The organism is Lysinibacillus sp. ACHW1.5, assembly GCF_022014815.1.
Classification (GTDB): Bacteria; Bacillota; Bacilli; order Bacillales_A; family Planococcaceae; genus Lysinibacillus; species Lysinibacillus capsici.
Genome location: NZ_CP091777.1, coordinates 362,570 through 384,798, shown reverse-complemented (window position 1 = coordinate 384,798; position 22,229 = coordinate 362,570). Strand labels below are relative to the sequence as shown.

At 35.6% G+C, this 22,229-nt stretch carries 19 protein-coding genes; 7 read left to right on the top strand and 12 right to left on the bottom strand.

Features of this window, described 5'->3' with window-relative positions:
* The first annotated feature begins 88 nt into the window (after positions 1 to 88).
* The gene (gene pepT, locus L6W14_RS01835) at positions 89 to 1,318 is read left to right on the top strand and encodes a peptidase T (RefSeq protein ID WP_131520682.1); all 1,230 of its coding nucleotides are present in this window, start codon (positions 89 to 91) and stop codon (positions 1,316 to 1,318) included.
* A 176-nt stretch (positions 1,319 to 1,494) separates the two neighbouring features.
* The gene (locus L6W14_RS01830) at positions 1,495 to 2,457 is read left to right on the top strand and encodes a DMT family transporter (RefSeq protein WP_131520681.1); all 963 of its coding nucleotides are present in this window, start codon (positions 1,495 to 1,497) and stop codon (positions 2,455 to 2,457) included.
* 258 nt (positions 2,458 to 2,715) lie between these two features.
* Here L6W14_RS01830 and L6W14_RS01825 read toward each other — a convergent pair whose 3' ends face one another.
* On the bottom strand, positions 2,716 to 3,147 hold the full coding sequence (locus L6W14_RS01825; RefSeq protein ID WP_131520680.1) for a DUF4395 domain-containing protein: 432 nt from the start codon (positions 3,145 to 3,147) through the stop codon (positions 2,716 to 2,718).
* Between the two features lie 119 nt (positions 3,148 to 3,266).
* On the opposite strand from L6W14_RS01825, the gene L6W14_RS01820 reads away from it, so the two are divergent.
* Complete coding sequence (locus tag L6W14_RS01820) at positions 3,267 to 3,977, top strand: Fe-S oxidoreductase (RefSeq protein ID WP_131520679.1); 711 nt, start codon at positions 3,267 to 3,269, stop codon at positions 3,975 to 3,977.
* 68 nt (positions 3,978 to 4,045) lie between these two features.
* Here L6W14_RS01820 and L6W14_RS01815 read toward each other — a convergent pair whose 3' ends face one another.
* On the bottom strand, positions 4,046 to 4,729 hold the full coding sequence (locus tag L6W14_RS01815; protein WP_131520678.1) for a GNAT family N-acetyltransferase: 684 nt from the start codon (positions 4,727 to 4,729) through the stop codon (positions 4,046 to 4,048).
* Between the two features lie 11 nt (positions 4,730 to 4,740).
* Positions 4,741 to 5,853, bottom strand: a complete 1,113-nt coding sequence (locus L6W14_RS01810) for a mandelate racemase/muconate lactonizing enzyme family protein (RefSeq protein ID WP_237899174.1) — start codon at positions 5,851 to 5,853, stop codon at positions 4,741 to 4,743.
* Positions 5,854 to 5,933: 80 nt separating this feature from the next.
* On the opposite strand from L6W14_RS01810, the gene L6W14_RS01805 reads away from it, so the two are divergent.
* Complete coding sequence (locus L6W14_RS01805) at positions 5,934 to 7,175, top strand: helix-turn-helix domain-containing protein (RefSeq protein ID WP_131520677.1); 1,242 nt, start codon at positions 5,934 to 5,936, stop codon at positions 7,173 to 7,175.
* Positions 7,176 to 7,230: 55 nt separating this feature from the next.
* Here the strand turns inward: L6W14_RS01805 and nhaC are convergent, their stop codons facing one another.
* The 8 genes from nhaC to L6W14_RS01765 all read right to left on the bottom strand — a co-directional run bounded on the left by nhaC (position 7,231) and on the right by L6W14_RS01765 (position 16,100).
* The gene (gene nhaC / locus L6W14_RS01800; RefSeq protein ID WP_131520676.1) at positions 7,231 to 8,679 is read right to left on the bottom strand and encodes a Na+/H+ antiporter NhaC; all 1,449 of its coding nucleotides are present in this window, start codon (positions 8,677 to 8,679) and stop codon (positions 7,231 to 7,233) included.
* Positions 8,680 to 8,957: 278 nt separating this feature from the next.
* Complete coding sequence (locus L6W14_RS01795; protein WP_054549062.1) at positions 8,958 to 10,067, bottom strand: amidohydrolase; 1,110 nt, start codon at positions 10,065 to 10,067, stop codon at positions 8,958 to 8,960.
* A 204-nt stretch (positions 10,068 to 10,271) separates the two neighbouring features.
* A complete protein-coding gene (locus L6W14_RS01790; protein WP_167444843.1) occupies positions 10,272 to 10,415 on the bottom strand; it encodes a hypothetical protein in 144 nt (47 codons plus the stop codon).
* Between the two features lie 248 nt (positions 10,416 to 10,663).
* Complete coding sequence (locus L6W14_RS01785) at positions 10,664 to 12,706, bottom strand: TRAP transporter permease (protein WP_237899173.1); 2,043 nt, start codon at positions 12,704 to 12,706, stop codon at positions 10,664 to 10,666.
* Complete coding sequence (locus L6W14_RS01780; RefSeq protein WP_131520675.1) at positions 12,703 to 13,218, bottom strand: DUF1850 domain-containing protein; 516 nt, start codon at positions 13,216 to 13,218, stop codon at positions 12,703 to 12,705. The genes L6W14_RS01785 and L6W14_RS01780 overlap by 4 nt, the downstream gene beginning before the upstream one ends.
* Before the next feature lie 124 nt (positions 13,219 to 13,342).
* A complete protein-coding gene (locus L6W14_RS01775) occupies positions 13,343 to 14,332 on the bottom strand; it encodes a TAXI family TRAP transporter solute-binding subunit (protein WP_131520674.1) in 990 nt (329 codons plus the stop codon).
* A gap of 291 nt (positions 14,333 to 14,623) precedes the next feature.
* Positions 14,624 to 15,175: a superoxide dismutase family protein gene (locus tag L6W14_RS01770; RefSeq protein WP_054549059.1), complete on the bottom strand. Its 552-nt coding sequence runs from the start codon at positions 15,173 to 15,175 to the stop codon at positions 14,624 to 14,626.
* Between the two features lie 160 nt (positions 15,176 to 15,335).
* Positions 15,336 to 16,100: a 3D domain-containing protein gene (locus L6W14_RS01765; RefSeq protein ID WP_048393249.1), complete on the bottom strand. Its 765-nt coding sequence runs from the start codon at positions 16,098 to 16,100 to the stop codon at positions 15,336 to 15,338.
* 297 nt (positions 16,101 to 16,397) lie between these two features.
* On the opposite strand from L6W14_RS01765, the gene L6W14_RS01760 reads away from it, so the two are divergent.
* Together L6W14_RS01760 and L6W14_RS01755 are read left to right on the top strand one after the other, a co-directional pair.
* Complete coding sequence (locus tag L6W14_RS01760; RefSeq protein ID WP_237899171.1) at positions 16,398 to 16,583, top strand: putative motility protein; 186 nt, start codon at positions 16,398 to 16,400, stop codon at positions 16,581 to 16,583.
* 36 nt (positions 16,584 to 16,619) lie between these two features.
* Positions 16,620 to 17,780 carry a response regulator gene (locus tag L6W14_RS01755; RefSeq protein WP_131520672.1) on the top strand — a complete coding sequence of 387 codons (1,161 nt, stop codon included), beginning with the start codon at positions 16,620 to 16,622 and terminating at the stop codon, positions 17,778 to 17,780.
* A gap of 52 nt (positions 17,781 to 17,832) precedes the next feature.
* Here L6W14_RS01755 and L6W14_RS01750 read toward each other — a convergent pair whose 3' ends face one another.
* The gene (locus tag L6W14_RS01750; protein ID WP_131520671.1) at positions 17,833 to 18,849 is read right to left on the bottom strand and encodes a GGDEF domain-containing protein; all 1,017 of its coding nucleotides are present in this window, start codon (positions 18,847 to 18,849) and stop codon (positions 17,833 to 17,835) included.
* Between the two features lie 457 nt (positions 18,850 to 19,306).
* On the opposite strand from L6W14_RS01750, the gene L6W14_RS01745 reads away from it, so the two are divergent.
* Positions 19,307 to 22,168, top strand: coding sequence for a hybrid sensor histidine kinase/response regulator (locus tag L6W14_RS01745; protein ID WP_237899167.1), 2,862 nt, complete (start codon positions 19,307 to 19,309; stop codon positions 22,166 to 22,168).
* Positions 22,169 to 22,229 lie beyond the last annotated feature (61 nt).

Sequence of the window (22,229 nt, the reverse complement as noted above, 5' to 3'; positions counted from 1 at the left end):
TCAATTATGTCAAGGCATAATTACGTCTGGAATCGGCTTTGTGAATGCACAAAGAATTTTAACATATACACATTAGGAGGCCATACTTATGAAAGAACAAGTAATTGAGCGATTAATACGCTATGCAAAAATTGATACACAATCAGACTTCACAAGCGAAACAACTCCTTCTACACAAAAACAATTTGACCTATTACATGTTTTAAAAGACGAACTTGCTGAAATTGGTTTAACAGACATTACATTAGATGAAAATGGCTATTTATTTGCCTCATTAGAAGCTAATACAGATAAAGAAGTACCAACTATCGGCTTTTTAGCCCATGTTGATACCGCTACTGACTATACAGGTACAAATGTGAAGCCACAGCGTGTAGATAATTATGATGGTGGAGATATTCAGCTAAACGAAAACTTGGTTATGTCTCCGACTGACTTCCCAGAGCTTAAAAACTATGTAGGCCAAACACTTATCACAACAGATGGTACTACATTATTAGGCGCTGACGATAAGGCAGGGATTGCTGAAATTATGACGGCAATGGAGTACCTCATTAAAAATCCTACTATCAAGCATGGTAAAATTCGTGTAGCCTTCACGCCAGATGAAGAAATTGGTCGTGGGCCACATAAATTTGATGTAGCTACTTTCGGCGCAGACTATGCCTATACGATGGATGGCGGACCACTTGGCGAACTACAATTCGAGAGCTTCAATGCCGCTGGCGTTAAAGTAATTACAAAAGGCACTAGCGTCCATCCTGGTTCAGCAAAAAATAAAATGGTGAATGCTATTACAATGGCCATTGCCTTCCAAAATGAAATGCCTGCTGACGCAGTTCCTGAAAAGACAGAAGGTTATGAAGGTTTCATTCATTTAATGAGCTTTAAAGGGGCTCTTGAGCATACTGAGCTATCTTATATCGTGCGCGACCATGATCGCCAAAAGTTTGAAGAGAAAAAACAATTAATGCGTGATGCTGCAGCTAAAATTCAAGCACAATTTGGTGAGCATGCACTGAGCATTACCATTGAAGATCAATACTACAATATGGGTGAAAAAATTGAGCCTGTAAAAGAAATTGTTGACATTGCACGTACTGCAATGGAAAAATTAGATATTACACCGAATACCCTGCCAATTCGTGGTGGTACAGATGGCTCACAATTATCCTATATGGGCCTACCAACACCAAATATTTTCGCTGGTGGCGAAAACATGCATGGTAAATTCGAATATGTATCCGCTGAAACAATGGAAAAAGCAACTCAAGTTATCATAGAAATCGTTCAGCTTTTTGAACAGCAAGCAAAATAATAGTTTTAATTTTGAATGAACTTATTTCTATACGCATTTACCTAAGAAATCATGAAAAATTTTCATAGCTACGAAGAGGGGTTTTTCCTCTCTTCGTAATTTTTTCAGCCATAATTACTGAATTTTCAAATTACATAAAGGGTTTGAGGTTATAAACTCAAATTGAGGTGATGTTTATGAAAGAAATTGCATTAGGTATTTTAGCTTCCCTTTTCTTTGCCGTGACATTTATTTTAAATCACGCCATGGAAATGCAAGGTGGTAGTTGGCTATGGAGTGCATCATTACGCTATTTTTTTATGCTCCCTTTCTTGCTTATCATTGTCTTTTATCGTAAGGGCTTTTCACAGCTTTCTGGTGAAATAAAAGCACAGCCTATAGCATGGCTACTTTGGAGCTTTGTTGGATTTGTTTTATTTTACGCGCCATTAACATTTGCTGCTGCTTTTGGTCCAGGTTGGTTGGTTTCAGGTACATGGCAGTTTACAATCGTTGCTGGTGTATTATTAGCTCCTCTTTTTGTATCGATCATTGCTGGTAAAACAGTGCGACAAAAAATACCTTTCATATCCTTGCTTATTTCATGTGTCATTTTAGTAGGTATTTTGCTTATACAAATACCTCATGCACAATCAGTATCGCTTAGAAGTTTAATGCTTGGTATTTTACCTGTCATCGTTGCAGCTTTTGCTTACCCCCTCGGCAATCGTAAAATGATGGAAGTTTGCGGGGGCCGAATCGATACTTTTCAGCGGGTGTTAGGAATGACCATTGCTTCGATGCCAGCATGGATTATCATGGCTATTTATGCCATTCTTACAGTAGGACTTCCCTCAGCAAGTCAAATGTTTCAATCATTGCTTGTTGGAATTAGCTCAGGCGTTATAGCAACAGTTTTATTTTTCATAGCAACGGATCGCGTAAGAGACCATCAAGGCAAGCTAGCCGCTGTGGAAGCAACTCAGTCAACAGAAATTCTTTTTGTTATTATAGGTGAGGTATTACTATTAGGAATTGCCTTCCCTAGCCCTCTTGCACTTGCAGGTCTCGGAGTCATCATTGTTGGTATGCTATTACATAGTTACTATACAATGATTATCGGGAAAAAGAATGCTGTGCAACAAAACACAACTTCCTAGCAGTCCATTTTATGGGCTGTTTTTTACAAAAAAAGACGACTCTATTCTAAATTTAGAATAAGTCGTCTGAGATTTTCACGTTCCCAAAAAATGAGGGGGGTTTTAGGAGCGTAATCATGAACTAGCAAACTTCTGGAGAAAAGTAGCTAAAGTTCATCCTCTCTACACTGTATTGTAGACGAGGAATAATCTTTATACGATAATGATAATCATTATCAATTAAAATGTCAATCATAATCTTATAATTTTTTTACCTTTTCAAAAAGATTTTTTTAATGAGCGTCGGTACTGCCATTGCTTCAACTGAAAATGTAAAAAACAGCCTATACAAAAGCCTGCTATTGCAATGGATGATGCAATTGCAACCAGGCCAGTAAAGATATGACCAACAACCTGCCAATGTAACAGATAACCTAATAAACCAGCTGATAAACAAAGGCTAGCAATACTTGAATTAAATTTTTGCTGCTGAGCATCCTCTGGTATATATGTAGATGGAGCCTTTGTTAAAAAGAGCTTCCCTACACGAAGTATCGGGTTATAGTTGCATAAAATACCTAGTAAATTTGCAGCTAGTGGAATTACTAATATCCAGGTAATTCCTGTTATCCATGATAAAATGACACTCAAAAGAATAGTCCACTGGTTCAGTCTAACTAGTGGTCTTGGAATTGTATGAAGGTGCGACATCAAAAAACCCACCTTTCTTATATGTTTAATGTATTTTACTACATGATATTCCATTTGTGAAGCAAAAATGATTACTTTATAATGAAGTTAACAGATGTTCAAAGGAAAAGAGGATAACTATGCCAGCTTTAACAATGGATCAAGTTCAACAATTAAATTCGTACAGTATTTATACAACTGAACCTAAGCGGACTTTATTTACTTTAGCTGATATACATAAAGACTTTTATCATCCTGATTTTTTAAACCTTATGATGGGTATAACAGATGCAGCAACAGAAACAGCAGCTATTTCTCACTTTGCACGCCGCTATGGTATGTTTTTTGCTATGCAATTATATATGCTTGCCGCTTATGACGAAGTATGGGATGGTAAGCCACTTGAATTGCGTTTTGATGCTGCAAAAGAATTTAATAGCTTTACTGTTGCCATGTTTGCCAATCCAAATGATTGGCGCTACGTTGATGAAGATGAACGCCAAGCTGTTATTGAGAAAATTCTTTACGATGGACACGTCATTGTCCAGCAGCTTCGTAAAGTAACCTCCATCTCCCCTCTTACCATTTGGGAAAATTTCTTTGGCTATTTGCTATGGCATTATCATATATTATTATCGAACCCTGGCCTAGCCGATCAAGCCATGGAGGATATTGAGGCTTTAGAGAACCCAAAAACATGGGCTCGCTTCTCCAATAAATCTTGGTGGGCACAATATACAGGTGGTCTGAGCCCGACTAATTTAGTCAACGTTCCTGTAAGAAAATCATGCTGTTTTTCAAAAGATATCCCAGGTTTAATGGCTTGTGGTTTTTGCCCAATGAAAAAATAATAGAGCCGTTTAAAAAATAAAAAAGCCTTACCCTCCACAATCTTATGTGAAAGGTAAGGCTTTGTGCTTTATTTTTCGTATACTACAAACCAATCGTTGTTTTCTTCAAACATAGACGTGCCAAGGAAACCTTGTTTTAAAAGTTGCTGTTGCCCAGTTGTGTCTCCCATCGATATCACTTGCTTTTCAGTAAAGTTCGGTGACATTGCTTGTCTTAGGTCTTTATAAAAAATATAACGAAGCTTATCTACATATTTAATTTTCAATCCTTTAATAACGAGGTCTTGCGAGAATTTATCCTTTAAGCTCGGAATATTATATGGCTTTACAGTGGAGCAAACATAATCGTATTTTTCTAAATCGATATTTTCCATCACTACTGTAGCTAATGTTCTCTGTAATCCGTAACCTCGATATTTTGGTGAAACATTCGATATTTCCTGATATAAAACACGTTGAAATTCGTTTTCTGCAATTCCACAATCATACCCAAGATGCTCATCATCAATAGGAGGATTTAACAGTGCACGAAAGGCAATCAACGCTTCCCCTACATAAGCACCTATCATCATTCCATGACCATTTAAAATATACTCAAATTCCTCTGTGCTTAAGGGTTGGAGGATACTTTGATCTGCTAAGGCTTCATAAACCTCAACTTGTAGCTCTTCAATTTGTTGTAAATGTTGGAGCGTTAATTTTATAACAAAAAATGGTGTCTCACCAAGCATACCATCATAGATAATTTCCATATTACGCCTCCTTAGGCTGTGACAACAGTTGAAAACTTACATAATTCCTGGATGACAGCTTCATCTACATCTACACCTAATCCTGGTTTTTCATTTAAGCAAATAAATGGTACATCATAATGTAAGTTCCCAACATCCTTTGAGAATTTTAATGGACCCGTTAGTTCTACACTCGTCATAATCTTCTTAGAAAATGCTACATGGAAGCCTGCAGCAGAACCAACTGACGACTCTACCATGGAACCAACTTGACATTCAATTCCTACCATTTCCGCCATAACAGCAAGCTTCATAGCAGGATAGATGCCTCCACACTTCATTAATTTAATATTTACTTTATCTGCTGCACGCTTGGCTATAATTTCACGCATTTCACGTACGCCTCGTAGTCCTTCATCAATCATTAATGTCACATCAGACTTTGATTTAATTTCTACCATTCCATCAATGTCTTCGCTATCGACAGGTTGCTCTAGCCAATCGATATTTAAATCTTTCATAGCACGTAAACCCTGTAATGTAGTGGCTGCATTACCCCAACCTTGATTTACATCCACTCGAATAGCAATGTCTTCGCCTACTCGTTCTCGTACCGCTTTAATACGGGCTACATCACGAAGTACCTCTGTACCTACCTTCATTTTAAAAGAGCGATAGCCCATTTCTACTCGATTAGCTGCCTCTTCTGCCATTGCTTCAGGTGTTCCAATACTTAGTACATGTGTGATTGGGAATTTTTCATGATAACGTCCACCTAAAAGTTGGTATACTGGCACCCCTAAGGCTTTCCCAGCAATATCGAAGCAAGCAATATCGATCGCTGCTTTTGCTGCTGGTACATCTTTCACAACTTTATTCATTTTATCGTGAAGCTTTTCAAAGGCCATTGGACTTTCCCCAATAATTGCTGGGACAAGCTGATGTTTTAGCACAGCATATGTACTTTCCCATGATTCACCTGTTACATGTTCATCAGGAACAGCTTCACCATACCCTACCACACCTGTATCGGTAGTTACTTTTAAAATAATGGAAGGCATTGTATCATATGTAGCATAACTAATAATGAATGGATCAATTAGCGGTAAATGTATAGCAAAAATTTCTACTTGTTTAATTTTCATCGTAATCAGTCTCCTCTGTCGTTAAAGTTGTCGCTAATACGTCGCTAAATGTTTAAAAAAATAGAAAAGGAGTGATGTCCATGTCTACCAAAATAGCGATTATATGTTCAAAAGCATTTATGAAACGTATTATTAGTATCGCACAAAACATAACCGATATTCAATTAGAATTTTATCTTTACAGCCACCCTTCTGAAGCACCTACCTTAATGAAGCAAATAAAACCGTGTGATGCAATATTATTCGGAGGAACGTTACCTTATCTACACACTCAATCATTACTTTCAGAAGTTCCAATACCTTGGAATTATATTAAGCAAGATGAAACAACCATTTCTACAACATTATTATCATTAGTAGCCAAACATGCTGTAGCTATCGACAGGATATCCATTGATGTAATGAACCCTGCATTCGTTGATAATGTTTTAGCAGAAATAGAATTTCATGGTCAAAAGCCACATGTTCAGCATATTTCGATTACTGAACCAACTGAGAATATTTTAAAACGCCATATCGCCCTGTGGAATTCAAAAAGTATTGATTTTGTCATTACCAGTATTCATAGTGTATTTGATGAATTACAAGCACTACAAATACCGTCAATGCGTATGTTAGATGCTACCAAATCTATTATTCAATGCCTTGAAGAAACAAAATCAAAATCACTATTAACCAAGTCAGAAGCTTTCAAGGCTGTAGTGGGTCTCTTAGAAATCCCTAAAAATTCTGCCATTGAATCAACTGTTTTAAGTCAAATTGCGAAAGCTACCTTTTCAACTTTTAAGCAAATTTCAACGCATTCCTTTGAGCTATACACAACTGCTGGACATCTTCAAAATGCTCTAGAAAAGGAAAACTTAGAGCAGCTCATACAGCAAGTTGAACAACCATTTAAGCTAGCATTTGGCTATGGCTATTCCATTTTGGAGGCCACACAAAATGCTCAGCATGCTTTAACATTTACTAAACCTTTTGAGATTTATATTCTTGATGAACATAAAAACTTATTAGGGCCTTTCCCTAATACAGAAGGTAAAATTTCTTTAAAAACCGATGATCCTTATGTTTTGCAAATGGCTAAGCTTACAAGTTTAAGTCCATTAAATATTTCCAAAATAATCAATTTCAGTAACGAACGACAGTCAGCTCAATTTACATCTCAAAATCTTTCTGAATACCTCCAAGTAACACGACGTACTACAGAGCGTATTATCAAAAAATTAGTTGATAATGGTTATGTAAATATTGTTGGTGAAGAAATGACCCATCAGCAAGGACGTCCTCGCAAAATTTACCAATTGAATTTTGCAACTTACTAAACTGCTCTATAAAAGAATTCTCGTAGATACACGTGGATCTACGAGAATTTTTATTTTAGTCAGCCATTACCATATTATCCGCATTTTCTGCTTCTATCGCCTTTTTACGCTTCTCAGCTTCTGCTATTTCTTCTGGCGTTAATTTAACAATAGCAAATCCAATATATCCATAAATAATAGAAATAATTGGTACAGCGAAGTTAAGAATTGCATATGGTGCATACTCCATTGCACTTACACCTAAAGTTGCTAAAATAAACACACCACAAGTATTCCAAGGGAAGAAAACAGATGTTAAGGTTCCCCCATCCTCTAATGCACGAGAGAGGTTTTTAGAATGTAAACCACGTTGTTGATAGACACCCGCGAACATACGTGAAGGAACAACAATTGAGATATATTGCTCAGAACATGTTGCGTTGGTTGTTACACAAGCTGCAATCGTTGAAGCAATAAGACTTCCTGTAGATTTAGCAAACTTCACAATTACATTCATCAATGCCTTTAACATTCCTGAATACTCTAAAATACCACCAAATGTCATCGCTACAATCGTCATTGAAACCGTATTCATCATCGAGTCTAGACCACCACGGTTAAATAAATCATCCACCATGTGATTACCTGTTGAGATTTCAAAGCCTGCTTGTAATGCTTGTACAGCACTTGCAGCTGAACCACCTTGTACAAAAATCTGTAGTAAGAAACCTGAAACAATTCCTATAATTAAAGCTGGAATTGCTGGTACTTTCTTAGCTACTAATACAATAACTCCCACTGGAACTAGTAATAATAAAGGAGAAATAACAAAGCTTTCTTCCATCACTTTTAAAGTTGTTAAAATTTCCTCAGATTGCATTGAAACTTCTGCAAATTTTCTACCCAAAAATCCAAAAACAACAAGAGAAATAATCAAAGCTGGAATTGTTGTATAAAGCATATGCTTTATATGATCAAATAAATTAGTCCCTGTTAATCCTGCTGCTAGATTTGTTGTATCTGATAATGGTGACATCTTATCTCCAAAGTATGAACCCGAAATAACAGCACCAGCAATCATAGCCGCTGGAATACCCATACTTAAACCAATACCCATACCCGCGACACCAATTGTAGCCATTGTAGACCATGAACTACCAATAGCTAATGACACAATTGAACATAACAACATGATTGTCACAAGGAACCACGCTGGAGAAATTAACTTTAGACCGTAGAAAATCATTGTTGCTACGACACCGCCGCCAATCCATGCCCCAATTGTCAAACCTACTAAAATAATTATAACAATGGCAGGTAATGCCAGACGTATCCCTTTATACATCATCTCTTCAATTTCTGCCCATTTATATCCATGCATTTTGGCAACAATTGCTGCTACAGTTGTGCCAACAAGAAGAGGTACGTGAGGACTTTGCTCTAAAACAACTACTGTAATCAACATAGTAATAATCATAATTGCAAAAGTTAGTAGTGCCCAGCCCGCATTAATATCCTTTTTCATTTTTCCATCCCCTTTTTTTGCACCAAATCCCTTTTCGGTTTTTTCAAGACGCAAATAATTTTTTACGTTTTTTAGCTTAATATTCAAAAAATTAAAAGTCAACGCAAAAAATTTATGCTTCCCTAGCAAATCCCTTTATTTTAGCGTAATAAAACGCTTTCAAGTAGCAATAAAAAACAATGCAAACCCTTGAATATCCATGCATCATTAAAAATGTTCATGCAAAAAAGCTATATGAAAAAAAAGTTACATTTTTTCATATAGCTTTTAATATTTTTTTATTCAGGCTTTTTTTCTAATACACATGCAAGTACTTTCGCAGCATCAATTAAGGCACTGCGATCAAATGTCATTTTAGGGTGGTGTAATCCTGGTGTTAAATTCGCACCAATTCCAATCATTGCCGCTTTTAATTCCGGCTTTTTAACTGTATAGAAATGGAAATCATCACTACCTGGTGTAGTTATTTCATCTGCTAAATGCCCTTCTCCCAAAGCCTCAATGATGGCATTCTTTGCCATGTTCGCAGCAGTTGGGGAAACTTCAGCACCTGGTGTGAAATCTATCCACTTCCAACTCATATCAATTTCAAATTGTTGCTGTATTGATTTCAGGCCAGATTCAATTTTACTGCGCAGCAATTCAAGTTGTTGATTATGCTGTGCGCGAACATCCATTGAGAAACTAGCATTACCTGGAATAATATTGGTACTACCACCATCCGCAATGATTTTTGTTAACTTAGCCGAATGTGGTTCAAATGGTGATAAATGAATGCTGTGTAGCATTTGTTGCACGGCCATAATAACATCGATGGCATTTTTACCTTGATGTGGTCTAGCACCATGTGCATCTATTCCTTGAATAGATCCCTCTAAAAAATAAGCAGCGCCATGATGAATCGCAGGCGAAACTTTGCCAAGTGGTAATTCTTCTATTGGTCTTAAATGAACACCAAATAAATGTGATACTCCATCAACCGCGCCTCTATCAAACGTTGCACATGCGCCATTTCCTAGTTCTTCAGCAGGTTGGAAGATGAAACGAATACGATGTTGTAAGGTGCGATCTTTCAGTAGTAATAATGCACCAAGAACCATGGAGATATTCGCATCATGTCCACACGAATGATTTGCTTGCCACTTCCCATCAACTTCCTGCCATAAGGCATCAATATCAGCACGTACTGCAACAATTTCATTACCAGTCCCAATTTCAGCTATTAATCCTGGTATATCACCTAATAAACGATAACTAACATGCAATTCATCCAGTATGGAAGCAATTTTTTTAGTAGTCTCAAACTCTTTCCAACTTACTTCGGGATATTGATGAAAATGATCAAACCATTGATAAATCGTTTCTTCTACTGTTAAAGCTTTCGACATAACTACACCTCTATACGCATTTTTGTTTCCCATTATACATGAATCTTTTTCACAAAAGTACATATGTCTTCAGACCTAATACACTTATTTTAATCCTATATTACATTCATATGCACTGGAAAAGCCATTTATCAATAGAGGTATAATATACAATGGGCTATGCTAAAAGTTAGTATACTTTCAACATAGCCCATCAAATTTTCATTATAAACTTGTAAAAAACCCTTCTGGATACTCTTCATACTGAATATTCACCATTTGCTCCTCATTTTTCTCTTCTTCTTCACGTAAATCGAATTCTTGATCCATTAAATACGTTTCAAACTTTGAATTTAACAACTTCCCCATTGTACCACTCCTTATTAATTGAATTTTCTGATAAAAGAATTATACAATAGATTTTTAGTAAATTGCAATAAATTATATACATTATGCATTATAACTATAAAACCTATCTCAAAATCAGATTAAAAATACCATTGATTCTTATGATTACTAAAAAATTTTACCTTTAAAAAACAAAAAGCTGCTCATTAACATCTGTACTAATATTTAGCCAGTTATTAATTGAGCAGATTTATATGCAAGTCAAGTATTTAAGATACTGAAGCTCCCATTTTGTCCTTCGTATTATCGTGATGATTTCCTTTTTTATGGGACAAAAATTGGATCACAAACATCACAATAAATATTCCTAAACCAGTCCAATCCGAGAATTTTTCAGGATAGATAAGTAATAGCCCCGCAGCAATCATAATAATTCTTTCATACCAGAAAAGTTTACGATACCAGTAGCCGATCACACCAGCACCAATTGCCACCATTCCAGTGATAGCAGTGAATACTACCCAAATAATTTGCGGAATGGTTGTATCAATCATTAATAATGCTGGAGAGAAAACAATCATATACGGTATAATAAATGCCGCAATCGCAAGTTTTGCTGAATTCACACCCGTTTTGATAGGGTCACCACCAGAAATACCTGATGCCGCAAACGCCGCCAGTGCTACAGGTGGTGTAATATCAGCAATAATACCGAAATAGAACACAAAGAAATGAGCAGATAGTAATACAACTACTGGCACTAATTCTTGTGGTGTATTTGGAGATAATAAAGCCACAATTGCTGGTGCAGCAATTGTCGATGTTATCACATAGTTTGCTGTTGTTGGTGCACCCATTCCAAGAATAAGCGAAGCTATCATAACAAAAATAAGTGTCAAAATAATACTACCACCAGCTAAAGCTACTAAGCTATTTGCTAAACTTAAACCTAATCCTGTTTTTACAACGACACCCACAATAATCCCAGCACAAGCAGTAGCTGCAACTACACCTAATGCAGTTCGAGCACCTTCCACCAATGCATCAATCACATCTTTTGGTTTAAGACGCGTTTCTTTATTAAACATAGCCACACCAATTGATATAATAATTCCATATAATGCCGCATGCATAACTGGTGTACCTGTTAGCATTAATATGATAATCGCCACAATCGGTAAGAGAAGGTAAATCTTCTTAAATACCTCTTGACGATTTGGCATTTGATCGTCTCGCAGACCTTTTAGACCAACTCTTTTTGCTTCGAAATGTGTCATAATCCAAATACCTGTAAAATATAAAAGAGCAGGGATAGCTGCCGCTTTTGCTATATCCCAATACGTAATTCCTCGACCAATAAATTCAACCATTAGGAAGGCAGCAGCACCCATAATCGGTGGCATAAGTTGACCACCTGTCGATGCAGCTGCTTCCACTGCACCAGCAAACTCTTTTCGATAGCCTAGTTTTTTCATCATTGGAATTGTATAAGAGCCGGACGTTACTACGTTAGCTACAGAGCTTCCAGAAATTGTACCTTGAAGTGCACTTGAGAATACAGCTACCTTCGCAGGACCGCCAATTAATTTTCCAGCTAGTGCAACTGCTAGATCGTTAAAATACTGGCCAACCCCTGTTTTCACAAGAAATGCCCCGAATAGTAAAAATACAAAAATAAATGTGGCTGATACACTAATTGGTGTGCCGAATATCCCATCAGTTGTAAAGTACATGAGGTTGACGATACTCTCCAAATCCTGTCCTCTATGTGCCATAAATGCCGGGAAATACGGACCATAGTAAGCGTAAATCAAGAAAGCGATTGCAATAATTGTAATAGGCAACCCTACAGCACGTCGAGCAGCCTCAAGTACTAGTACAACAGCTATTAGCCCAACAATAAAGTCTAACTGCGTAATGGAGCCATTGCGATTCACAAGTTCTGTATAGTTCATAGACCAATATGAACCTACTGCAATAGCTAGTAATGCTAAAATATAATCGAACCAGGCTATTTTATGCTTGGGTGCTTTTTTTCTTGCTGGGAATAATAAGAAAATTAATGTTAAACCAAAGCCTAAGTGGATGGTACGTTGAATTTGAGCAGGAAATTGCCCAAAAATAGCTGTGTAAAGTTGGAATAGCGAAAATGCTAAAAGGCCAAAGAAAATAACATGCTTCATTACACCTGAGATTGTTCTTACATTGGATTCTATATCATATTTTTCAAGTATGGCTTGTTGCTCTTCAGCAGAGATTTGCTCAAATTCTTCTACTTTTTCTTCTTTCCTTGATTTTTCCTGTGTTGTCATTTCATCCTTACTCCTTTCCACTGTTCGTAAAGTGACAATCGCTTAATTTCAAATAAATAGGATTTACCCCTCTGTAAATCTTTTTTTAAATCATATTCTTCATCTGCATAATTGAATACCAAATCTAAATCTAAATCACCTATATAGATCGTAAAATTATCAAGTATGGCACTATTGTTAAATTGGAGAACATATTTACCGTTCCGTTGAATAAGTGTTTGATGTTCCTCTGCATAGCTTGGCATGCCAATAGCTAAATCTTCATATTCCATTTCAAGCATTTCAATACGATTACCTTTTATATATTGATAGGATTCCAATACATCTGACTTATGTATGGAGTGGGTGTATCTTATTTGAAAGGTTTGCTCAACTGAAATGGGTATGTAGTGCACTTTAGGATGGGCTATACGCGTCTCTGTAAAGGTGAACACCTTTTGAAGAGGAAGAAATATGACAATACATATACAGATACTTAAAAGAACTGTTATGATGAATTTTCTCTGTTGCATTCGACCTATTCCCCCACTTTAAAAGCTATTCGCCTAAACCTATATCCTACAGTAAGAAAGAGACTCGAAGCTTTATGCAACGAGCCCCTTCGTATTTTTTAGAAAGTTTCAAGCACTATTCACACTATTTCTTTTCATTAAAGTATTTTTGTGCACCTGGATGAACGTCAATACTAATACCATCTAAACCTGTTTCTGCTTTTATGAATTCCCCTTTTGGATGGGAAATTTTACCCGTGTTATCATAAATAGCTTTTGTCATTGAATAAACAACATCTTCCGGAAGATCCTTTTTCACCGCTAGCATAGCTAGAACTGAAATTGTCTCCACATCGTTTGCAATACCATAAGTACCAGCTTTTACTGTGTCTTTTGCATAGTAAGGGTATTTAGCAATTATTTCATCTGCTTTACCCGCATCTAAACCGATAATATTCACTTTCGTTGTAGCATTTAATGCTTCAACAGCAGCTGTTGGCGTACCTGCTGTAATAAATGCTGCATCAATTTGACCTGATTGAAGACCATCTGTTGATTCACCAAAATCAAGGTTTTGTGCCTTGATATCATCCATCGTTAAGCCATTGATTTCAAGTAATTGTTCAGCATTTGCGTAAGTACCCGAGCCTGGAGCACCCACTGATACTTTTTTACCTTTTAAATCTGCATACGTTTTAATACCCGAAGCTTCAGTTGTAACGAGTTGAACTGTTTCTGGATAAAGCGCACCTAAAGCTGAAATTGTATCAATTTTATTGCCATCAAACATCAGCTTACCTTCAGTAGCATAATAAGCAATATCTGTTTGAACAAATGCAATTTCACCTTTTCCTTCTTGTAAAGCAGTCATATTGGCAGCAGATGCCTGAGATACTTCAGCAGTTGTTTTAATGCCTGTATCAGTAGTTATTAAATCAGCGAATGTACCTCCAAGAGCATAGTAAGTACCTTGTGTGCCACCTGTTAGTAAACTTAAAAACTTAGGTTTTTCAGTTGATTCGGAGTCATCTCCAGTGTCCTTCGAACCACTTCCACTATCTGATCCACATGCAGCTAAAATCATAAGCGCAAGGATACTTAATAGCATTAATAAATTAAATTGTTTCTTCCTCATAGTAACCTTCCCCCTTTGGTTATTTTTAAGAATCTATTTAAAATTATCAAACTTAGTATAATAATGTCAATTAGTTTATAGTAAATTCAGACTTTTATAATTATACAAAACCACTTTAAATCCATTAATTTACATTACTATAGCTTTATTTAATTACCCCTTTTATATTTGAAATAAACTCCTAATTTACTTTTCTAAAAAAAATAAACTAAACATTCTAACTGTATAAATAATGAATAGAATATAAAAAAACTGCATCTGAAATAAACAGATACAGTCATGCATTTTATTCTATTGAATGGCTCCACAGGCTATTCTAGCTCCTGAATTACCAGCAGGATCTGTTTTATAATCATCCGCTGATTCATGAATGACAATAGCACTTCCATCACTATCTAATAGCGAATTTGGTTGATCTTTTTGTAAAGTTAACCCCTCAGCTAAAAAATTAAGATCCACATTGCCATCTTCACCAATTTCCAAATTTGGTAAGTCCCCTAAATGATAACCATTAGGATTTAATTTACCATGTTCCTTGTTTGTTGGATTAAAGTGGGCACCAGCTGATTCAAATTTAGGTGGTTCACACTTGCCTACTTCATGAATATGGATACCATGTGTGCCTGGTGGTAAGCCTGTTAATGCGAGCGTCATCATAACCCCATTATCTTCCTCTTGAAGATATGCATTGCCATAGCTTTCATTATTTGCACCAATTACTTTTGCAGTAGCTGTTAAAGGGGTAGATGCATTGACAGCTACTTTCTCCTCTTTCTTATCAAAAAAACTGCAACCCGCAACAAAAATTAGTAAAGAAAGACTCATTAAGCTTATTTTTTTCATAAAAATACCTCCTCTCTTTCTGATGATTTCCAATTTCTTCAGTACTTATGCACAATTAATCATTTACGATTCTATAATGGCTCCTATTTCATTTGAGCTTGAATAGGAAACTCAACAAAATAAAAGGGATTTCTCAAAGGTCGAGAAACCCCTTCCATAATTAATTTAAGATTTTTACCGTTACTGTTTTGACACCCCACTGAAGTGCTTGTCCTTCAGTAGGAATAAATACATCGATTTTATTTCCTTTAATAGCTCCCCCTGTATCAGCAGCAATTGCTTCGCCATAACCTTCCACCCAAACCTTCGTACCGAGTGGAATAACCCGTGGATCTACAGCGATTACCTTTAAATTAGGATTAGACCTTATATCTGTTCCATTTGCTGTAATTCCTGAACAGCCTTCACAATAGGCTGTATAGGCAGTAGCACGCATTGTTAATGTTTTACCAGAGACAGTTGCTGGAGCACTTGCTGGTTTTGTTTTGGCTGGTGCAGCAGGCTTAGTAGCTGTTGCAATCCCCTCGGAAGTTTTTGGTTTTGGTTTTGCAGCTGAAGCTTTAATAGCTATCGATTCACCAGCTAAAATCAAATCTGACGCAAGGTGATTCCATTTCTTCAAATCATCTACAGTTACATTATTAATACGAGCTATTGAAAATAAAGTATCCCCACCTTTGATGACATATTCATCCCCCAATGGTTCTTCTGCTTTTGACGTGTCTTTCACTAAGTCTTGCTCTGGGTAAAACCATAATGAATCCTTTTCATTTAATTGCTGGAACTCACCTACTGTTAAATTATAAATTTGCGGGAGTGCCCATAGTATATTGCCTGGCGATTTGTCCTTAGCAAAGGAAGGACTAGCATAGAGACTCACACCAAATGTCAATACTACCGCTAAAGCTAATGCTCTTTTCTTCATGTTTAGTAATACCTCCATCATTTTATTATTTGTTGCAAATCTGTTGCTAGCACACTAGAGTTAAAAGCTCTATTATGTAAGCAACCATAAGTTTGCAAATTAATAACTCAGGACTAGCTGCCTGATATTAGGAATTATTACTATAAAAACGGAAAAATATACAATTTCAATTAATTTTTTAGTAATTTAATCAATTTATTGCTTATAAACTATAATTTAGTAGGTCTGTTTAGGACTTTTTTATATTAGATATTTGCTATATTTAGCCGATAAAAAAAAGAAAAGGAGGGAATAAAAATGGAAGTTAATTCACTTATGTCATCCCAGCTGATGGAACTCCAACAAACAGTACAGATGAGTGTCATGCAAAATGCTCTTAATTTAAACACAACTACTGCAATTGAATTACTGAATGAACTACCTCAGCAACAAACAGCTCCTACTCACCCATATAAAGGATCCATAATAGATATCTCAATCTGATCATACAGCCATATTTATCGAAAGGAGGTTCCTTATGTGATTCGGGTAATTATCGTGGACGATGAGCCATTAGCTCTGGTTAGTATGAAAAAACATTTAAATGAATTTGATAACATAGAGGTCATTCGAACTTTTACTACTGCAAAGGATGTATTGAAAGAAGGACCTACCTTAGACTTTCAAGTAGCATTTTTAGACGTTGAAATGCCAGGTATGAGCGGATTAGAAGTAGCACAACTGTTAAAAACATGGGATAAAAATATCTGTATCATTTTTGTAACTGCCTATCGAGACTATGCTGTTCAGGCATTTGATGTACAATCACTTGATTATTTATTAAAGCCAGTTTCAAAATCTCGTTTAGAGATAACCATTAACAGAATACAAAAGCTATTCCAAAAAAATCTATCATCGGAGAAAACTCGAACGCATCAAAAGCCTATGCTTCAAATCAGATGCTTTGGAGAGTTTGTCGTTTCTTTTGATGATAAAGTAATTCATTGGAGAACAATTAAAAGCAAAGAATTGTTTGCCTTTCTATTTTTACAGCTTCATATGCCCGTACCTCGTGATAACATTTTAGATTCACTTTGGAGTGATACGGATGTAAAAAAAGCCAGAGTACAATTGCATACTACTGTCTCCTACTTACGTACAACTCTTTCATTTTATGGCTACACGGATGTCATTGAATATGCAAATGGCTGCTATATTTTGAAACTAAACGATTTTCAATGTGATGCCTTTGATTTGGAGGATATCTTAAATACCAAAGCTGAAACAGGACGATTAAATATTGAAAAAGCTGAGGAGCTCATCCAAAATTACCATGATGAATTTATGGCAACAATGGACTATGCATGGACTACTAGTAAAGCAAATTTGATGAATAAACAATTTAGTCAACTACTTGATGAATTGATACTTTATTACTCTAAAAATAAGAACCTTAAAAACAGAGAGCGTTCATTGTTATTTGCTTTAGAGTTTAATCCGTATTCCGACAAAATCGTGCAACAATTAATCCAACATTATACTGAAATTGGAAATCGTGCAGAAGCTATAAAAATATACCATTCTTTTAATAGCCTTCTATTAACAGAATTAAATGTGTCACCATCTCAGGAAACCACAGAACTTTTTCAAAACGTCTTACATGCACATGAAAAAGAGCATGAAACAAGCGTTTACCCCTAAGGACATGAAAAAACATGCTAGCGTCCAGTGCTAGCATGCTTATATAGTTTAATTATTTAACAATCATTTGTCTCATATTACTTACAACACATAAACAGTTTCTTCCAGATTTTTTAGCCTTATACAAAGCATGATCTGCAATTTCTATCAGTTGATTGGGACTTTGGACATTTGGTGTAAAAGCCGTAATTCCAGCAGACATTGTCACAGGTCTTCCACACACAGTTTCTTGTAAAGCTTGTTTAATTCGGAGACTTTCCGCTAATTGGACTGCATCCTCTATATTCATCGAAGGTAAGATGACCATAAATTCTTCGCCGCCAAATCTAAAGCATAACCCCTGTTCCCCAACTCTGCTCTGCATAGTAATCGCAAAGGCTTTTAAAACTTCATCTCCTACAGTATGACCATATGTATCATTTATACTTTTAAAATCATCTAGATCTATTAAGATAATGGCATGAGGAACCTTATCAATAATTAATTTGTGTAAAATTTGATCCATTCTTCTGCGATTAAGAATCCCTGTTAATGAATCTAAGTTCAACTGCTCTGTTAAGTCATGGATTTTACTTTCCGAACAGATCATCATATTTTGAATATTCTTTTTTAATAATTTCACCTCATCATACCAATCAGCAATTTCCTCAATCCCTTGTGCTCCTTCATCTACTTCAATTCTTTTCGATAGCTCTTTGAGAGGCTGTGTAATTTTAATAGCAAACCAAATAGCAAATCCCATTATAGTCGCTATAACTATTATGATTGGGCCTAGGACTTTTTTAAAAAACAAATTGAAGGACACTATTCTTTCATCAAGTAAAGTATCAACCATTTGTTGCGTATACAGCTTTAATGAATGGTCATCTGTCTTAGCATCTTGTAAATAGCTTTCCGTAATTGTCGAGACTTCCATTACATAAGTTTCTTGTATATTTGTTTTATGTTCCTTCAAAATTTCATTGAAATTACGATAGCTACTCCAAATACTAATACTAGATGTCATGAGGACAACAATAGTTGTCATACTAATAATAAGAAACGATAACTTTAACTTGAATTTACCCACAATAGATCATTTCTCCCATTGAGATGTTTTTTCGTTAATCTTATCTATGTTTAAATTTTGATATACTTATTCAATCATCATACGTCAAACCTCTTAAAGAAAACTTAAACACTAATAATTTTTTCCTCCTTCAATTTAAAAGGAAAAAATCGATAGTACTACTAACTCCAAATTGGTCTATTCTTATAGGCTTAAATCATTCTTTTATTATCCATTATATTTCCTTTTTTCCAATTTCGTGGCATGGTAGATAGAGATTCATTAGGAGGGAAAAATTGCTGTGTTGAGAAAAGCTTCTACCCAACATCTACTTATTATAATTGCCATTTTTATAGTCCTTACTTTTCTAAGGTTATTATGGTTAAACTATTTCCTCCCCTCTACACATCAACCTAGTGCCAAAGATGGTGTGGTCCACATAAACAATTTGGCTACATCGGAAAAAGAAGTTATTTCCTTGGATGGAGGATGGATCTATTATCCTGGACAATTTGTGAATTTTGAAAATAAGGGGGGTAACAAAGAGAGTCATAGCAATACCTATAATACCCAAAATATTCCTGCGTTAAAAAATGAGCCAACGACTCAACCCTATGGCACTTATCAGTTAAAAATTCTGCTACCAAACACTTTAGATAATGATCGATATGCCATTCGTATACCTGCTATTTCAACTGCATCAACCTTATATATAAATGGAAAGCTAGTAGGAAAATCAGGCAAAGTAGCAGATAATGCAGAAGACCATGAAGGTCAAGCTGCACCTTATACTGTTTATTTTACTAATACACAGTCTGAAATTAATCTCATACTTCATGTATCTAATTTTGATACACTCACAAGTCCTATTATTAATAAAAGGATTTTATTTGGCACTGCGTCAGCGATGACGCATCATCAATTAATTGTAGGGCTATCTCTTTCAACTATTGTAGTTATGCTAATCATATTCTCTCTTTTTAGCATACTTGTATATTTGTTCATCTATCGAAAATCTATTGTTTTACTTTTCACATTTGGCTTTCTTTTGCCTTTAGCAGATGAATTAATTACGTTTGATCGCTCCCTACTAGATTGGTTGCATCTGAATTATGTATGGTCCTATAAGCTTTCTTCTATTATTTTTCTAGGAGCCTCCTTTTTCTTTGTTCAGTTTATGAGAGTCCTCTTAGTCAAATATCACAACACTAAAACCTTTCAATGGATTTTTGCTTGTTATGTTTTAAATGCAATACTCACGATTGTTTTACCAATGACATGGCTGATACCTACGAAGAATATTTTCTTCGTACTTTATCTAGTATCCTTTCTTTACGTAGTGGTACTGGCTCTTAGAGAGTATTTAGAAAACCAAAAAAGGAGCTCTGCTTTTATTGCACTAACAGCTATCGGCACCACAAATGGTATTATATGGGGTTTCATTAAATCTGTTTACGTATTCGATATTCCTGTTTATCCATTCGATTATTTATTTATCATGCTTGGTTTTTCTAGCTATTGGTTCAAACGTTTTCATGAGAACTCTCAGCAAATTCAAAAATTAGTGACTAAACTACAACACGAGGATGCTTTAAAAGATGAATTCCTTACAAGTAATGCAGAAAAACTTTGGAGTCCAATGAATAGGATGATTACCCTAGGTCAATCCATTTATGACAACCCACATAACAAACTTGTTACTGAAGATGAAAAAAATCTTAAACACCTTATCGATATAGGTAGAAGTATGTCCTTTACGTTAAACAACATACTGGATTTTACTCGTTTAAAAGAAGGAGATTTACATCTCCATACACAAAGTGTAAATCTTCAAGGTGCTGTTTATGGAGTTTTCGATATCCTCCGCTTTATTGCAAATGGTAAACAAATACATATGGTATCTTTAGTACCTCCAAGTTTCCCAAATGTATTAGCCGACGAAAATCGCCTTATTCAAATCCTATTTAACATTTTGCATAATGCCCTAAAGTATACAGGTGAAGGCTCTATAGAAATTATTGCTCGTGAAGAACAGCATATGGCTATTATCCACATTCGTGATACTGGACAAGGCATGGACAATTTTGTACAAAGTCTTTTGTATTCGCCCTATGAACAGGGCCAAGAATATGATGAAGGCATTGGTATTGGCCTACTTATTTCAAAAAAACTGATTGAATTACATGGAGGTACATTAAATATACAATCTATTCCTAACAAAGGATCGAATGTTTATTTTACATTACCTCTTGCAGATGAAGGTAGACAAAATAAGGAATACGCAACCTTTAATGCACAAGCTAAAACTCAGCTATCCACAAATGAACAAGAGTTATCCATGGTGTCAGATAAGCATTTCAGGATCTTAATGATTGATGATGACCCTATGAATTTAGCAACGATGAAAAGTATATTTTCGATCTCTGAATACGAAATTACTACTGTTACAACCAGTGAGAAAGCTCTAGCTCTGATTCAGCAAGAATCATGGGATTTAGTAATTGTTGATGCAATGCTTCCGTATATTTCAGGCTATGCTGTAATTCAAAAAATACGAAAACAATACTCATTGCTGGAATTACCTATCTTATTATTGACGATAAGAAAGCACCCTGAAGATGTTTATACAGGCTTTGCCTATGGTGCTAATGATTATGTAACAAAACCTATTAATGCATTAGAGCTAAAAGTAAGAAGTCGAGCTTTAATTGATTTAAAATATAGTATTCAACAACGTCTACATTTAGAAAGTGCTTGGCTGCAATCTCAAATCCAACCACACTTCTTATTTAATACACTTAATACCATTGCCTCACTTAGTACTATTGATACAGATAGAATGATCGATTTAATGCATTACTTTGGTGAATATTTACATGCCAGCTTCGATGTCAGAAATCTTCAAAGAGTAGTACCACTACAGCATGAGCTCGATTTAGTTCGTTCGTATCTTTACATTAAACAGCAGCGATTTGGAGAATTAATTCAGATTGAATGGGATATTGATGAAACGATACAAATTGAAATTCCTCCAATTTCTTTACAAACGTTAGTTGAAAATGCCATTCGGCACGGTATATTAAAGAAAGAAGAAGGCGGTACTGTTTGTATTCGTATTAAAGATTTCACAACTTATGTATCCATTAGCGTAATAGATGATGGTGTGGGAATTAGCCCCACTCTATTAAAGGAATTGCAAGAAGATTACAAAGGGACAAGCTCTGGTATAGGGATAAGAAATACAAATCTACGACTTAAAAGAATTTATGGCCAACAATTACAAATTCAAAGTACTATAAACCAAGGTACAAATGTTACTTTCCATATACCTAAAGATTAAAAACCGGAGTCATTACAACGCCATTTTTGTAGTGACTCTTTTCTCAAGTTTCCAATTACAT